This is a genomic window from Shouchella miscanthi (genome assembly GCF_007725405.1).
Taxonomy (GTDB): domain Bacteria; phylum Bacillota; class Bacilli; order Bacillales; family Bacillaceae_D; genus Shouchella; species Shouchella hunanensis.
In genome coordinates, this window is sequence record NZ_CP042163.1 from 954,574 (window position 1) to 970,776 (window position 16,203).

Sequence of the window (16,203 nt, forward strand, 5' to 3'; positions counted from 1 at the left end):
CTGAAAATACCCGTATACTATGGATGTAAATTGATATGTAAACGGTTTAACTTTTGTGCAAACGTTTGCCTTTGTTAACGATAGAGTAGGGGGGATTTAAGATGAAAAAATGGCAGTACCCAATTAGTACAATGGCAGTTCTTGCTGTATTAAGTGCATGTGGTCCCGATCGAGAAGGGGTCATGGAAGAGCTCGAAACAGAGCCGGCTACAGAAGAAAATAAACCAGAATCGCTTCATATATGGGTCAATGATGATGAACGTGAACTTGTTGCCTATCGTGAAATTGGCGAGAACTTTGAAAGAGAGACTGGAATTGAAGTTCGGATTACGCCGTTTAGTATGGGTGATCAACTAGAAGCAATGTCGTTAGATGCACCTGCTGGTGGAGGACCTGATTTATTTTATCAGCCAAACGACATGGTTGGGAGTATAACACTTCAAGGGTTGGCAGCTGATATTGAGCTGACGCCTGAGCAAGAAGCTGGTTATTTAGATGGAACGTTGGATGCGCTTACGTATGAAGGGGAGCTTGCTGGCGTACCTGCAGCCGTGGAAACCTACGCTCTTTTTTATAATACGGAGATTCTTTCGGAACCACCTACAACGATAGAAGAACTTGAAGCCATTGGTGAGGAATATACGAATGCAGGGGCAAATGAATTTGGTTTTCTACTAGAGTCGAAAGAAATGTACTTTGCCTATCCATTCTACGAGGCGTACGGAGGATACATTTTTGCTGAAGACGGTGGCGATTACGATACCCTTGATATAGGCTTAGCGAACGACGGCGCCGTTGAAGGCGGGGAAGTGTTGCAACGGTTTCGCCAAGAAGGTTACTTGCCTCAAAACCTGAATGCAGATATTTTAAATGGCTTATTTTTAGACGGTAGTGTTGGTGCAGTCTTTTCAGGACCATGGAATATCGCTGAGTACGGAGAAAATCTTGGAGATTCATTAAAAACGGCACCACTTCCAACGGTTAATGGAAACCCGATGCGCTCTCTTGGTGGTGTAAAAGCGTGGATGGTCAATGGATATAGTGAGCACATTAGTTGGGCAACAGAGTTAGCTGTATTTATGACGAATGATGAAAGCGCTCAAATCTTCTTTGAGAATAAACGGGAGATCCCAGCACGAGCAGAAGTGAACTTAGATGATGAACTTTATGAAGGGTTCCAAGAACAGTTAGAACATGCCTATTTCATGCCGAATGTTCCAGAAGTTTCGGCAGTTTGGGGACCAATGGGGGATGCGAATGTCTTTATATCTCAAGGTCATGATGTAAGAGAGGTATTAGAAGAAACAGTGGAACTGATTGAAGATGAAATACAAATTATGGGGGCTGGTCGAGAATGAAAGAAGTAGCACCGATGAAAAATCATAACCCCAAGCTAGCTAGTATGTTGTCCATTGTGCCTGGCATTGGACAACTTTACAATCGTCAATGGTTGAAGGGGAGTTTACTTCTCCTTGTTACGGCTGCCTTTATCTTTGTGTTTTACGATATTTTCAATATGGGCTATTGGGGATTGTTTACCCTCGGCACGTTAGATGGTGTTGATGATTCAAGGGTTTTAATTGGACAAGGAATTGTAGCTGTCTTTCTAACGGTTTTTGCAGCCATCATGGTGTTTTTAACCATGAAAGATGCTCGTCGTGTCGCGAAGATGCGAGTGGAAGGAGAAGCCATTCCGTCTTTGCGTGAGAGAACGAAGCATTCTTGGGACAAGGGATTTCCGTATTTACTTGTATTGCCGGGTTTAGCATTGCTGCTGCTTGCGGTAGTATTTCCACTTCTTTATATGATTGTACTTGCGTTTACTGATTACAATCTCTTTAATTCACCACCAAGAAATGTATTGAGCTGGGTAGGGTTTCAAAACTTTATTGATTTAGCGACAATTCCGATTTGGCGTCAAACGTTTATCTCTGTACTATCTTGGACGATCGTTTGGACAGTTGTGGCGACAACTCTTCAAATTGCACTCGCGCTTTTTCTTGCAGTTATTGTGAATGATAAGCGAATTAAGTATAAAAAGCTTATCCGTACCGTACTGATTTTACCTTGGGCTGTTCCAAGTTTCGTAACAATTCTTATCTTTGCTGCTATGTTTAATGATGGGTTCGGTGCTATTAACAGCGACCTTTTTGTTCCGTTATTTGATTTCGCGGTACCGTGGTTGTCTGATCCTTTTTACACGAGAATTGCGTTAATAATGATTCAAGTATGGCTTGGCTTCCCATTTGTTTTTGCACTCTTTACTGGTATTTTACAAAGTGTATCAGATGACTGGTATGAAGCTGCCGATATGGATGGAGCAAGTCGTGTACAGAAGTTTCGCTTTATCACGTTACCCCACGTCTTATTTGCGACAGCGCCATTATTAATTATGCAGTATGCTGGTAACTTTAATAACTTTAATCTTATTTACTTATTTAACGAGGGTGGCCCACCAGTACGTGGCCAAAGTGCAGGGAGCACCGATATTTTAATTTCGTGGGTGTACAGCCTTGCATTCGAAAACTCTCAATATAGTATGGCTGCAGCAATCTCGATCATTATTGGCATTCTCGTCGCGCTCTTTGCCGTCTTCCAATTCCGTCGTAGCGCGTCATTTAAGGAGGACAGATAAATCATGAACCTTAAAACAAAGTCGAAAATTGAAGTCTTTCTTATGTATGCGTTCATCTTCTTTATGTTTGTGATTATTGCATACCCATTACTTTGGACGATTGGTTTATCCCTTAGCCCAGGAACGAATATATATGGGGCAAGTTTGTTACCGGAAAATTGGTCATTAGAAAACTACCGTTGGCTATTTTTTGATGAACAGAGTCAATACACTACGTGGTACATGAACTCGTTGTTTGTTGCAACGATTACATCTATTTTATCAACGATTGTAGTGTGCTTTACAGCCTATGCGTTTTCACGTTATCAATTTGTCGGCAAGAAAAACGGGTTGTACTTGTTCCTTGTCTTGCAAATATTCCCGGTTATTATGGCGATGGTGGCCATTTATGTATTGTTAAATACGATTGGTTTGCTTGACAGTTTATGGGGGTTGATCCTTATCTATGTTGGTGGATCAATACCGATGAATGCGTTCTTAGTGAAAGGATACTTTGATACGCTACCAAAAGAACTGGATGAATCAGCCAAGCTAGATGGCGCAGGGCATTTCCGGATTTTCTTCCAAATTGTTTTGCCACTGGCCAAGCCAATTTTAGCGGTGGTTGCCTTATTTAACTTTATGAATCCATTAATGGACTTTATTTTACCGAGAATCGTTTTAAGAAGTCCGGAAAATTATACATTAGCACTTGGTCTCTTTAATTTCGTAAGCGATCAATTTGCGACAAACTTTACCCGATTTGCGGCTGGAGCGGTATTAATCGCTGTGCCGATTTCCATCGTATTCCTATTCTTGCAACGCTACCTCATTTCAGGGCTAGCGTCAGGTGCAACAAAAGGATAACAAAAATTCAAGAAGGTGCAGAATCATTTTGCACCTTTTTCTACACAAAGAGAGAGAGTAGATAGGAGTCGATTAACATGTCCAAGCAATGGTGGAAAGAAGCTGTATGCTATCAAGTGTATCCTCGGAGTTTCTATGATGCGAACGGAGACGGAATAGGGGATTTAAGAGGGGTCATTGAAAAACTAGATTATTTGCAGTGGATGGGAATTGATGTTATTTGGATGAGTCCAATGTACGATTCGCCCAATGATGATAACGGCTATGACATTCGAAACTACAAAGAAATCATGGCGGAGTTTGGTACAATGGCTGACTTTGACGAGTTGTTGGAGCAAGTGCATGCGAGAGGGATGAAACTCATCATCGATCTTGTCATCAACCATACGTCTGATGAGCACGAATGGTTTGTTGAGTCTCGTTCTTCAAAAGAGAGTGAAAAGAGAGACTGGTATATTTGGCGTGACGCTAAGGAAGATGGAAGCGAACCGAATAATTGGGCGTCGATTTTTAATGGGTCTGCATGGGAGTGGGACGAAAAAACAAAGCAATATTACATGCACATTTTCTCGACGAAACAGCCCGATGTAAACTGGGAAAATAAAGATGTGCGCGCAGCTCTTTATGAGACGATGAACTGGTGGATGGATAAAGGAATTGATGGTTTCCGTGTTGATGCGATTAGCCATATTAAAAAAGTGGACGGTTTCCCCGACCTGCCAAATCCGAATCGTGAGCGCTATGTAGAATCCTTCGATGGTCATATGAATCGTCCAGGTATTCATGATTATTTGCAAGAAATGAAAGAAAACACTCTTGACCGTTACGACGTCTTTACAGTTGGTGAAGCAAATGGTGTCCGGATGGAAAATCCTGAAGATGTGGCAGCTTGGGTTGGTGAGCAAAACGGTGTTTTTAATATGGTGTTTCAATTTGAACATCTTGGATTATGGAACAAAGAGAATGAACAGAAGTTAAATGTACCCGCTGTGAAAGAGGCGCTATCTAAGTGGCAATATGGTCTTGAAGGTGTTGGCTGGAACGCTTTGTTTATTGAAAATCACGATCAGACTCGGGTTGTATCTTCTTGGGGAAATGATAAGGAATATTGGAAACGCTGTGCAAAAGCACTTGGTACCATGTATTTCTTCATGAAAGGCACACCGTTTATTTATCAAGGTCAAGAGATTGGGATGACGAATGTCCGATTTGATTCAATTGATGAATACGATGATGTGTCCATGCGTAACTATTATAAACAAGAAATTGAAAAGGGGGTTCCGCACGAAGACATTATGCACGTGATTTGGGAATCAGGCCGTGACAATTCCCGAACGCCATTGCAGTGGGATGCTTCCAAAAACGGAGGCTTTAGTTCAGCCGATCAAACGTGGATGAAAGTCAACCCGAATTATGAAACCATTAATATTAAAAGTCAGCAGAGCGACCCACATTCTATCTTGCACTACTATGTAAAAATGATTGAAGTTCGTAAACAATTTGATACACTAGTATATGGAAACTACCAATTGCTTGAAACGGCAGATAATCTAGTTGCCTATAGTCGTACGAGTCAAGATGAAACATTTTATGTAGTTGTTAATTTATCGGAGAAGGAGCAACCCTTTTCTACCATTAAGAATGCTGAACTTGTTTTATCAAACGTAGATTCAGATGTGAGTGATACACTTAAGCCGTATGAAGCCCGTGTGTTTCGTACAAATCATTAAGTGTCACAGCTGGACAAATGATAAAAGGGATGAAGTCTAGTGAGTACAATTAAAGATGTTGCAAAATTAGCAGGCGTGGCACCGTCAACGGTTTCTAGGGTGATTGCCGATAGTCCAAAAATAAGCAAACGAACAAAAGAGAGAGTAAAAGAGATAATGGACGAACTAGGATATTATCCAAATGTTCATGCCCGCAATCTCGTAAATAAAGAAACGAATGTAATTGGCGTCATTATGCCAAGTGCATCCTATGCGCCTTTTCAAAATCCTTTTTTTCCAGAAGTGCTGCGAGGCATTACAGCACAAGCAAATAAAGATAAATATGGCTTATATTTATCAACAGGACAAACGGAAGAAGGGATTATGGAGGAAGTAAAGGAAATGGTGTACAGCCGTCGTGTTGACGGAATAATCTTATTGTACTCTACTACGTCTGATCCGGTTATTCCTTTCTTACTTAGAGAGAAATTTCCATTTGTTGTGATCGGTCGACCACCTGAAGACTATAAAGACGTTGTTTCTTATGTAAATAATGACAATGTGAAAGCTGCTAAAATGCTGACTGAGTATGTGTTGCTATTAAAACATGAACGCATTGGCTTTATTGGTGGAAGAAAAGATGCTTATGTCACACTTGATCATAAGCATGGATACGAGCAAGCACTTGAGACAGCTGGTATTGAAGTAAATCCAATGTATTTTGTTTATCATGATGAAGTGTTTGAAGGTGGAGAACAAGCCGTTATCGAGTTAATGGCACAAGCAACGCCACCCACAGCCCTTGTTGTAGCAGATGATCTCATGGCTCTTGGTGTACTGAAGATGTTAACGAGCATGGGCTATCGCGTGCCAGAAGATATATCTGTTGTAAGCTTCAACAATGTGTTAATGTCAGAGCTTTCGGCACCACCATTAACAACAATGGACATCTTCATTTATGAACTAGGCTTTCAAGCAGCAACGCTTGTTCGCGAACAAATTGCCGCACCTCCACTAGCTGCTCAAGCAAGAATTGTTGGACACAAGCTCGTTCGTCGTTCATCAACAAGTAGAAGAATCATAAAAGAAAGCACGCCTTAAGCCGCGTGCTTTCTTTTTATTCATCCATTGTCTCTTTGTAATAATCAGCTAACAGATCTGCTACAGCGTCTGCGCTTCGCAAGCTTTCTTCCATTGTATTATCAACCCCACCAAATTCAATCAGCATAGCAGTGTTTGCTAAGTCTTGATTGTAAATACCATTCCCCTGTGATTTGTCCTTTGTAAATACACCACGACTTAAGCCGGGATAGGCTTCTTCAATCCGGTTATGAAGTTCTGTTGCGGCAGCTAATTGAGCATCTGAATTCGCGTGTGCGGTACCGACAACAAAAAGAATGCGTGCGAACGTTTCATTGTTAATAGTCACCGCTGTAAGATCACGACGTGCAGAATCACGGTGAAAATCGAGCAGTAAATCATATTGCTGTGTCTCTAGTTTGCCTTCGATTATCTGACGAGAAGCCGAATAATAATTGGTCATACTGCGCTCTTGCATATAGGCATTCATATTGGTTTTGTCTACATCAGCAACAATTCCATGGGTGGAGAGCCTGTCCGCAAAGTGCTTCCCAACGTTAATGATGTTTAATTCAGGGTTACTTGAAATGGCTTGGTCTGCATTTTCAGCACCTTCTAATCCTAATTCAGGCAGAAAGGACTCATAGCTGTGCGTATGATAGATTAACACAGACGGATCGGTATTCTCAGATTCTTGCCCAGGCGATTCTTCGTTTTCTTCATTTGTATGTTCTTTGGCAAGTTCTGCTAATGCTTCTTCAGGGGGCAGTGTTTCTCTTGGCATATTGGTCACATCTGTCCCTTGTCCAGCAACGGCGATGGTTGTATCAAATGCCGCCATAGCTGGAATTCCTTGCGAGAGCAATGAAAGAGGGTGACTGAAGTCTAGGTTTGTTGCGGTAGATACCATAACATGGCTGAACGATTTTGCTTTAAATTCAGAAGGGAGTGCTTCTTTGAAGATGGGATTTTCAAGTGAAATCAAATGGAGTAAATCAACGCCCTCTAAAGGCGATACAATCGTATTCAGTCCACGGTTATACCAGGTTTGATTTGTTGCTAGTATGCTAATAATAAGAAGTGTGGATAGAAGCATAATAGAAATACTTCCTAACCATTTAACGACTACGTTCACAACACAATCACCTTCCTCTACTCTACTCTATGAAACTAACAATTAAATTAGCACTAGGAATTAAAAAGGTAAGAGCAAAGGAAAATTTTTATTGCAATCCTGTTACGTAGCGCCTAGTATAAGACGTATCTTTCAACGTGAACGAGAATGAGGAGTCCATTATGAACCGAAAAAAGAGTAATCCCTTTCGTGTAATTCTCTTCGCTTATTTACTTTCAATGTTCGTGTTTAGTGTTCTGTTTTATTTGCCTGTTTTTCATGAGCCTGGCGTTGAACTGACGTATCGAGATGCATTATTTACATCGGTTAGTGCGGTCAGTGTAACGGGGCTAGTGACGATTAATGTGGTCGAAACGTTTAACTGGGGTGGAATACTCGTTCTCTCGCTCGCAATACAACTAGGTGGAATTGGTATTATGACACTTGCCACCTTTGCTTGGATGATGCTAGGAAGACGAATTAACCTTTCGCAACGTTTGCTTATCATCGTCGACCAAAACCGAGTACAAAATCAGTTTTCAGGCCTTGTCCGTTTGATGAGCAGTCTCATAGTCATTGCACTATGTATTGAAGGGGCAGGCGCCCTTATACTAGGGACCTATTATTTACGTTTCTTTGACGGGGCATTTGAAGCTTACTTACAAGGTGCCTTTGCCTCGTTAAGTGCTTTTACAAACGCTGGTTTTGATGTAACAGGTCAATCGCTAGCTCCATTTGTGGATGATTACTTTGTTCAATGTATAACCATTTTACTTGTTTTTGCGGGTTCAATTGGCTTTCCAGTTATTTTAGAATGTATTGAATACATAAAGAGCCGAAAACGCACATTTAAATTCAGTTTATTTACGAAACTCACGACAACTACTTATTTTCTTGTGTTTTTTATAGGGGCCTTTGGGATTTGGTTTTTAGAAAGAGACTTAGCGTTTGCTACCTTAAGTTGGCACGAACAGCTATCACAAGCGGTCTTTTTTTCGGCAACAACAAGAAGCGCAGGCCTATCAACAGTTGATTTAGCTGCATTTCACATTCCTGTTCTCTTATTTATGTCGCTATTAATGATGATTGGAGCGAGCCCATCGAGTGTTGGTGGAGGTATACGAACAACGACGCTAGCAGTTATGATGCTTACGCTACGTAGCTTTGCGACTGGGAAAAAACATGTGCATGTATTTGGTCGGAGAATTCATGAAGAAGACCAACAAAAGTCATTTGTGGTGCTATCCATTTTTACAGGTCTTTTGTTTCTGGCCATTTTGCTTATCATGACCTTTGAACAAAATACATCGGTTACGCTGCTGCAAGTCTTAGTTGAAACGGCTTCAGCGTTTGGAACATGTGGCTTATCTTTAGGGATCACATCTGAGTTGTCCTTGCCGAGCCAAGTCGTTCTGATGGTCTTAATGGTAATCGGTCGAGTCGGAATTATCGCCGTGCTCTTTTCATTTAGAGGGGATAGAAGAGGGGAACACTATCAGTATTCTACGGAACGGATCTTAATTGGATAATAAGGAAAGGAGAACATGGAAATGCGAAGAAAACAATTTCTAGTCATTGGTCTTGGTCGTTTTGGAACGAGCGTTTCGAGAGAGCTCTATAAACATGGGCATGATGTTGTTGCCGTTGATTCAGATGAAGAACGAGTAGAAGATGCAGACGGATTTACAAGCCGAGCCATTATAGCTGATACCACTCATGAAAAAACGCTGCGCTCCCTTGAACCGGAAAGTTACGATGCGGTCATTGTTGCGATAGGAGATCATATTCAAGAGAGTATATTGACGACTCTTTTGTTGAAAGAATTAGGGGTTCAGAAATTATGGGTCAAAGCACGTAACCAACAGCATCATCGTGTGCTTGAGAAAATCGGCGCTGATCGCATTATTCATCCTGAGCTCGATATGGGCATTCGCATTGCTCATAGCTTAGATTCTGACAAAGTGATTGATTATGTGGAGATTTCAGTGGATCACAGCATTGTGGAGCTTGTCGCCACAAAAAAAATCGCTGGAAAAACGCTGGCGAAATTAAATATTCGCAAGCGCTACAAGTGTAATGTGCTGGGAATAAAATCAGGCGAAAACCTTACCATTACACCGATGCCGGACGATATGCTGACTGAAGGAGATGTGATGATCGTTTTAGGTGGGAACCGTGATTTAAAAAAGCTTGAAGCGGAATTGCTCTAAGTCTTTAGTGACTGGTAGTGAAGGCGATACAAGGAAAAAAAGGCATTCTATATGGATGTCTTTTTTAGCTGTATACAAACTGTAATTGGTAAATGACATTGATTTCATTTCCACCGTGTAGTAAAGTGAACGTTACGTAAAGCTTACTTTACTAAGGAGCAGGTATAAAAATGAAAAACAATATAAAACGATTACGGGTAAACTATGGTTTAACCCAAGATGAATTAGCTGAGCAATTAGCTGTTTCAAGGCAAACGATAATTTCATTGGAAAAAGAACGCTACAATCCTTCTATTAAGTTGGCATTCAAACTGTCACGTATCTTTAGCTGTACGATTGAAGATATATTTATTTATGAGGAGGACTAGTTCATGAAGAAAAACAGAAAAACAATGGAAAACCAACTACTATTTTTACTTACAGGTCTATTTGTAACTGGAGTGGCCATTTACATAACGATTAATCAGCTACTGAATCGTCAGTTTCCGATGGGATTGGCGTTAATGGCGTTAGGGGTTAATCAGTTATTGATGGTTTATTTATCTCCTCACTTATTCCCAAAAGATGAACGGGCAAAAACAATAATAGGAAAATCAATGGTGGTAAATTATTTCGTTATTTTCGGTAGCATCTTTTTGTTATTTTTTGTAGCCGGATTTAGTGGAATTCATTGGGGCGCCCAACAAGTCTTACTCTTTTTAGCGGCTATTTTGTTGGTAACGATTCCATCGACGATGGTTTTTTATGCAAGACGAATCTAAGTTGGGCTAATGAAAGTCTTCCTGAAAGCGCGCTAGTTGTGATAGCTGTCATGTGTATGAAGTGACATCAATGAATAGGGAATGAAGGGAAACATCTGTAAACTAAGATCAGCGACATCGTGTAGAGTGAAGTACAAAAAGACGGTGTGCAAGGAGCTTAGGGATGGAGCAAAGTGAAAAGCGAATTCGTTTGATAGACGTCTTAAGAGGTTTTGCCATTATTGGCACATTAGGGACAAATGTTTGGTTGTTTGCGCAACCGGGAAATCTTCTTGCTGTCTTTGTAAATGCAAATTGGTGGGAGGATATACAGTCTTTCATACAGGCGTCTCTTTCTGTGTTTATAAATGGGAAGTTTCTAAGTCTGCTGACAATTTTATTTGGAATAGGCCTAGAGTTAAAATACCGTAAAGCCAAAAGAGAAGAATTACCATGGATACCGTTGTATCTATGGACGATGGCTCTCCTCTTTATTGATGGTTTTTTACACTTTGTTTTTGTTTTTGAATACGATGTGCTCATGAGTTATGCCCTCACAGGAGGAATCGTAGCGTTCATGATAAGTAAGCGTGAAAAGCTTCTAAAGAAGATAATGATGATAACAGGATTTATGCATCTTTTTGGTGTGGTACTAGTGTCGATTCTCTGGTTTTTTATTTTAAGAGATGATTCATTTCTTTTTGAAATGGAGCGTATGGGTGAAGAGATAAGCTCAGTCTATCAGAATCAACCCTATTGGCAACAAGTCTACTATCGCGTGGTTCATTTTATAGGATTGCGAGCAGAAGCCATTCTGATTATTTTTATGAATATCACACTATATTTAGTTGGCATTTTCTTGCATCGTGCAGGGGCTTTTTTAAACAATGAACGTGGAAGAGTCATTCGTAAGAAACTAATGATCTATGGTTTAGGTATAGGAATACCCTTAAATCTATTGGCGCTTGTGCCCGGTGGTTATTTTGACCTTGCGACGAGGTATATCTTTGCCCCTGTTTTAGCATTAGGTTATATTGGACTGTTTGCTTGGGTTCTTCATAAAAAGATGGTTCCGTGGATCATGAAACGGTTTGAAGCTATAGGAAAAACAGCATTGAGCTGTTATATCTTACAAAACATTGTCGCATCTCTTATTTTTTATGGTTGGGGCTTCAATCTTGCTCCCGTTTCTTCTGTCTATGTTGTGCTTCTATGTTGGTTGTTCATAACAATAATTATGATGGTGGCAGCAGAGCTGTTTGTTACATACTTAGGTACGGGTCCTTTGGAATATGTATGGAAAAAACTATCGTCTGCCCCGTTCAAAAATAGAGACTAGCGCTCAGAAAAAGAAAAGTAATTACGTTTCCATAATCGCGTGCAGTAAGGTTGCATAGGGGGAGAGCAAGGAATGATGACCTTGAGATTTCATGAAAACGATACAGAGGAAGTGGTTTCGCTCTTTTATGAAACCGTTCATTCTGTTAATGCAAGAGACTATTCGCGAGAGCAAGTAGAGGCTTGGGCGGCTTTAGAGGATAAAAGTGAAAGAATCAACCGGTGGAAAAGATCATTAAATGAAAACCTAACGTTTGTTGTAAAAGTGAACGATCGAATCGTCGGCTTTGCTGATCTAACGTTTAATGGTTACTTAGACCGATTGTTTGTTCATAAAGAGTATCAAAGACAAGGGGTAGCATCTCTGCTAGTTGATAAACTTGAGAGCGAAGCAAAGCGATTAAAACTGCAAGCGATTGAAACAGAGTCAAGTATAACAGCAAAGGCATTTTTTACACAAAGAGGCTACGTGACTGTTCGCCAACAAACCGTTGAACGAAAAGGTGTTTATCTGACAAATTTAAAAATGAGAAAAGAACTATGTGCGACTTCGTTCACGAGAACGATTCATGAATAATTATTAAGCAAGGAAAGTTTCTTTTTTAACTAGTGGATGTAAGGGAGAGGTGTACATGGGAATTAGAAACTCAGCAAAAGGAATTATCATTAGCGAAGATAAGATCTTAGTAACAAAAAATCGAGACTCAGAAGGGGTTTTTTATCTTTTTCCTGGAGGTGGACAGGAGTGGGGGGAAACGTTGCATCATACTTTAATAAGAGAGTGTTTGGAAGAGGTGGGAAAAGAAGTAGATGTGAAAGAACTCCTTCACATCCGTGAGTATATAGGGAAAAATCACGAGCATGCTGCATTTGATTCCGCTGTTCACCAAGTTGAAATTTGTTTTGTTTGTCATGCAGTAAATGAATGTGGTAATCAAGCACCTACTCAACCAGACCAAAATCAAGTGGGGATGGAATGGCTTCCTATAGAGGCGTTGCTTGAGTATAGAATATACCCGAAAAGTTTAAGAAAATCTATTATTGAGTACCACAATGATAAGAAATCGTTCGTTTATCTAGGAGACATTAATTAGTCAGCAAATTCCTAAGAACAGAAGCGGTTAGATTTGATTTGACGGAGATCCTCTCGGAAAAGCAACATATTGAAAATCCGAGAGAGTATGTTGGTTAGAAGCCGCCTTCTGTTACAGATTATATAGGTGCAAGTTGTTTAAGTCGTTCTTTCTGAAGGTGTTCTGTCTTGGCTACAAATGATTCGTCTGTTGATGGAGCATTCGGGGTGCATCTTTTGTAAGCGACCGATATTCAGATCGTCCAATATACATTGGAATCGATAGTTGCTCAAAGTCAATTGTATTGCTTGAAGTAAATGCCTGCTCATTTCGATAGCTTTGCATGACTTCGCCGACAATCCACTCATGAGTACCGTAGGTGTGCTCGCCCACTACGTTACATTCATAAGCAAAATAAGCATCTTCAATTATAGGAACGTTACACAGTTCACTTAAGTGATAAGGAATATTAAAGAGATCAAATTTATTCTGTTCTCTCCCACTATATGTGCCGCTAAGTTGAATCCACTTGGAATGTTGGCTAGGGAGAAACTGGACCGCGAAGGTTTTGCTTTGTGAGATGAGCTCATATGTATACGTTTCTTTTCGTAAGGCGAACCCGTAATGCCCTGGGTTTGTTCCCATAAAGGTGTGCCATCCAGACGCCATTACATTGACTTGTTCATTTGATTTACTCGTTATGACAGCTACCATGCTTGGGTAGGTATGCCATGAAGCTTTTGAAATAGGTTTTAACATATGTAGTACTCCTTCTTTTTGGTTGGTATAAAGAAACGACTGGTTTCATCATAAAAGGACTTTGTGTTTCGGGCAACAAAAAACGCTACGATCAGCTTTTATTTTATAATAAAAGAAAATGAATCGGATGATTTTCTTAACAAGAGGGGCATTGGATGAGCCTTCTTTGGCGTATGGATCAACAACAATGCCTCGAACTAGTCCCTGCTCTATATGAATGCTAAAATGGGTGAAAAGGAGTTGGTAGACGATGGCAACCTTTTATAAGGAACCTTTTTCACTTGAAGAGACGGATAAGCTTGAAGCACGGTACAATGAGTTGTTGAACATTCCGCTTGATTCAGTGGAGCAGGTGGAAGTATTTCTACAAAAAGAATCGGACCTATCCGATGAACTGGAAGAAATGATGACAGGTCATTATGTTGAATTTAATAGCTATAACGACTCTAAGGAAGCGAAGCGTGTATTTGAGCATGATCAGCAAGTTGTGTTGCCGATTGTAAAGAAATACTCCGCTTTATTGGATGATGCGTTTCTCTCATCCAACGTTTTAGCTCAATTACCAGAGGAACAGTATGGCTATTTAGTAAAAAGACGAAAAAGCGCACAGGCATTATTTCAAGAAGCAACGATTCAACTAGAGGTAGAAGAAGATCAACTGGCGACTACTTATTTCGAACATACTGGATCAATGACGGTTGATTGGAATGGGGAAGAATTAACGCTACCTCAATTAATTGCTTATTATGAAAGTGTTGACCGTGATCAACGAAAACGAGCCATGACGAAATTGCGTGAGGCTTACATAGAAAAAGAAGAGCCTTTGCAGGAGATTTTGTCAGAGCTTATCCGACTGAGGCAGAAAAAGGCTGAAAACGCAGGATTTACGAATTTTGCGGATTATATGTTTCAGAAGTATGATCGGTTTGACTACACACCAGCGGATTGCAAACGCTTAGCAGAGAATGTCGCGACGTATGTGAAGCCGGTTGTTGAAAAAATTCATAAGCGGCATCAGCAAGGATTAGGGTTAGATTCGTATTTGCCATGGGATCGTAGCGCCATCAAGCCTGGGGAAGAGCCGTTAAAACCATTTGACACAACAGAAGAGCTTATTTCAAAGACAGAAAAAGTGTTAAATCAGCTTGACCCTTCTTTTGGTCAGCTTCTTTCTCAGCTTAATGAAGGGAACACGCTCGATCTTGAAAGCAGGAAAGGGAAATCGCCAGGTGGGTTCTGTTCGTCACTGCCACTTTCGCAGCTTTCTGTTATTTTTATGAACCATGCGAAACAGCATAAGGATATGATTACTCTTATTCATGAAATGGGGCATTGCATTCATAACGATAGGAAGAAAGATCTTTCTCTAGCTGCTTATCGTGATACGCCAATGGAATCAAGTGAACTAGCAAGCATGTCAATGGAGTTATTTACGCTGCCGTTTTGGAATGTCTACTATGAGAATCACGAAGAGTATGAGCGTGCCAAACAGAAACAATTAGAATCGATTGTAACGTTCTTACCAATTGGGATGGTGATTGATTCGTTTCAACATTGGCTGTATGAGCACCCGAACCATTCAAAGGAAGAGCGCAATAAGAAGTATCAAGAATTGCTGACAAAACTTCAGTCGAATGTCGTTGATTGGTCTGGTTATGAAAAGTGGCAAGAAACCCAGTGGCTTAGCGTGCTTCATATTTTTGAAGTGCCATTTTATTATATCGAATATGTCATTGCCCAGCTTGGAGCCATGCAGCTATACAAGCAATATAAAGAACATCCAGAAGAGACATTAAAACGGTATAAAGCCGCACTTGCCCTAGGCAGTTCAACGTCATTAACGGATGTCTATAAAGCAGCGGGGATAGCGTTTGATTTCTCAGAAGACATGATTCGTTCGCTTATGGCATTTATGGAAAAAGAATTAAAGTTATAAAAAGCCTACCCCATAAAAAGGTAGGCAAAGAAGATCGTTCTACTACTAAGAACGATCTTTTTTCATATGTATATGTTTCAGGAGACCTCGACGCCGAAGTTCTTGTTTAATAATGGAAATAAAGTCAGCATTTAAACAATGTTGGATCGCACGATCATATGCTTCTAGAAGAAGATCATCGGATAGTTGCTGTAACATGACGAGGCTCCCCTTTGTTTTAGGATTCTGCTTGTATACATGTAATTTATCACAATATATAGTGTTAATCAATATAATCTCACACTATATATACTTATTTTTTGTGCTTAATCGAAGTTCGACACAAAGCGACTGTCTTCCATCATAACAGTCAGATAGGGGTTAATGTTTTCGACAAACATCTTTGATCATACGAAGGTTTAACCATTCGTAGTCGTCTGATAAAAGGAGTTTAATACGCTTGTTCAAATCATCATACTTCGTGACCTTTCCATCTAGTGAGTGGTAACGACCATCATGCCAGAATGTTACGGTAGTGTCGTACTGTTGCTTAATCGCATCCATAATGGTTTCACCTAGCTCCTGCCAGCTGTCTTCGGATAACGGCTCATGTAGCGGAATATAGCTTTCCTGTTGTTGTAGTTTAAGCCATCCTTCTTTGTGCTCTGGCAGCATCATCCGACTGCCTTCCCACAGTAAATTCCCTCGTTTGACAAACAATTCTTCTTTACGCATGGCGAACATCCTTTCGTCTTTTTCTTCTTATTATAGACGAATGTGCGTT

At 40.4% G+C, this 16,203-nt stretch carries 17 protein-coding genes; 13 read left to right on the plus strand and 4 right to left on the minus strand.

Going from position 1 to position 16,203, the window contains the following annotated elements; genetic code table 11:
* The first annotated feature begins 101 nt into the window (after positions 1-101).
* The 5 genes from FPV17_RS04545 (at position 102) to FPV17_RS04565 (ending at position 6,291) form a co-directional block, all read left to right on the plus strand.
* The gene (locus tag FPV17_RS04545; RefSeq protein ID WP_144558302.1) at positions 102-1,358 is read left to right on the plus strand and encodes a sugar ABC transporter substrate-binding protein; all 1,257 of its coding nucleotides are present in this window, start codon (positions 102-104) and stop codon (positions 1,356-1,358) included.
* Positions 1,355-2,635, plus strand: a complete 1,281-nt coding sequence (locus tag FPV17_RS04550; protein WP_035393053.1) for a sugar ABC transporter permease — start codon at positions 1,355-1,357, stop codon at positions 2,633-2,635. The genes FPV17_RS04545 and FPV17_RS04550 overlap by 4 nt, the downstream gene beginning before the upstream one ends.
* 3 nt (positions 2,636-2,638) lie before the next feature.
* Positions 2,639-3,481 carry a sugar ABC transporter permease gene (locus tag FPV17_RS04555; RefSeq protein WP_035393052.1) on the plus strand — a complete coding sequence of 281 codons (843 nt, stop codon included), beginning with the start codon at positions 2,639-2,641 and terminating at the stop codon, positions 3,479-3,481.
* 77 nt (positions 3,482-3,558) lie between these two features.
* Complete coding sequence (locus FPV17_RS04560) at positions 3,559-5,211, plus strand: glycoside hydrolase family 13 protein (protein WP_144558303.1); 1,653 nt, start codon at positions 3,559-3,561, stop codon at positions 5,209-5,211.
* Between the two features lie 39 nt (positions 5,212-5,250).
* On the plus strand, positions 5,251-6,291 hold the full coding sequence (locus FPV17_RS04565) for a LacI family DNA-binding transcriptional regulator (protein ID WP_144558304.1): 1,041 nt from the start codon (positions 5,251-5,253) through the stop codon (positions 6,289-6,291).
* A gap of 16 nt (positions 6,292-6,307) precedes the next feature.
* Here FPV17_RS04565 and spoIIP read toward each other — a convergent pair whose 3' ends face one another.
* Positions 6,308-7,405 carry a stage II sporulation protein P gene (gene spoIIP, locus FPV17_RS04570; RefSeq protein WP_035393050.1) on the minus strand — a complete coding sequence of 366 codons (1,098 nt, stop codon included), beginning with the start codon at positions 7,403-7,405 and terminating at the stop codon, positions 6,308-6,310.
* Between the two features lie 161 nt (positions 7,406-7,566).
* On the opposite strand from spoIIP, the gene FPV17_RS04575 reads away from it, so the two are divergent.
* The 7 genes from FPV17_RS04575 (at position 7,567) to FPV17_RS04605 (ending at position 12,766) form a co-directional block, all read left to right on the plus strand.
* Entirely contained in the window at positions 7,567-8,913 is a 1,347-nt protein-coding gene (locus tag FPV17_RS04575; RefSeq protein ID WP_144558305.1) for a TrkH family potassium uptake protein, read from the plus strand.
* 21 nt (positions 8,914-8,934) lie between these two features.
* Positions 8,935-9,594: a potassium channel family protein gene (locus FPV17_RS04580; protein ID WP_246117128.1), complete on the plus strand. Its 660-nt coding sequence runs from the start codon at positions 8,935-8,937 to the stop codon at positions 9,592-9,594.
* Positions 9,595-9,764: 170 nt separating this feature from the next.
* Positions 9,765-9,962 carry a helix-turn-helix transcriptional regulator gene (locus tag FPV17_RS04585; protein ID WP_035393048.1) on the plus strand — a complete coding sequence of 66 codons (198 nt, stop codon included), beginning with the start codon at positions 9,765-9,767 and terminating at the stop codon, positions 9,960-9,962.
* Positions 9,963-9,965: 3 nt separating this feature from the next.
* The gene (locus tag FPV17_RS04590) at positions 9,966-10,355 is read left to right on the plus strand and encodes a hypothetical protein (RefSeq protein ID WP_144558307.1); all 390 of its coding nucleotides are present in this window, start codon (positions 9,966-9,968) and stop codon (positions 10,353-10,355) included.
* A gap of 163 nt (positions 10,356-10,518) precedes the next feature.
* Positions 10,519-11,673 (plus strand): DUF418 domain-containing protein, encoded by a 1,155-nt coding sequence (locus tag FPV17_RS04595; RefSeq protein ID WP_144558308.1) that lies wholly within the window; start codon positions 10,519-10,521, stop codon positions 11,671-11,673.
* A gap of 72 nt (positions 11,674-11,745) precedes the next feature.
* On the plus strand, positions 11,746-12,249 hold the full coding sequence (locus FPV17_RS04600) for a GNAT family N-acetyltransferase (RefSeq protein ID WP_144558309.1): 504 nt from the start codon (positions 11,746-11,748) through the stop codon (positions 12,247-12,249).
* Between the two features lie 55 nt (positions 12,250-12,304).
* Positions 12,305-12,766, plus strand: coding sequence for an NUDIX domain-containing protein (locus FPV17_RS04605; protein WP_144558310.1), 462 nt, complete (start codon positions 12,305-12,307; stop codon positions 12,764-12,766).
* 171 nt (positions 12,767-12,937) lie between these two features.
* Here the strand turns inward: FPV17_RS04605 and FPV17_RS04610 are convergent, their stop codons facing one another.
* Positions 12,938-13,504, minus strand: coding sequence for a flavin reductase family protein (locus FPV17_RS04610; RefSeq protein WP_052007499.1), 567 nt, complete (start codon positions 13,502-13,504; stop codon positions 12,938-12,940).
* Between the two features lie 250 nt (positions 13,505-13,754).
* Here FPV17_RS04610 and FPV17_RS04615 point away from each other — a divergent pair, with 250 nt between their 5' ends.
* Positions 13,755-15,440, plus strand: coding sequence for a M3 family oligoendopeptidase (locus FPV17_RS04615; RefSeq protein ID WP_144558311.1), 1,686 nt, complete (start codon positions 13,755-13,757; stop codon positions 15,438-15,440).
* A 45-nt stretch (positions 15,441-15,485) separates the two neighbouring features.
* Here the strand turns inward: FPV17_RS04615 and sda are convergent, their stop codons facing one another.
* A complete protein-coding gene (gene sda / locus FPV17_RS04620; RefSeq protein WP_078440228.1) occupies positions 15,486-15,638 on the minus strand; it encodes a sporulation histidine kinase inhibitor Sda in 153 nt (50 codons plus the stop codon).
* A 162-nt stretch (positions 15,639-15,800) separates the two neighbouring features.
* Complete coding sequence (locus FPV17_RS04625; RefSeq protein ID WP_144558312.1) at positions 15,801-16,154, minus strand: YolD-like family protein; 354 nt, start codon at positions 16,152-16,154, stop codon at positions 15,801-15,803.
* Positions 16,155-16,203 lie beyond the last annotated feature (49 nt).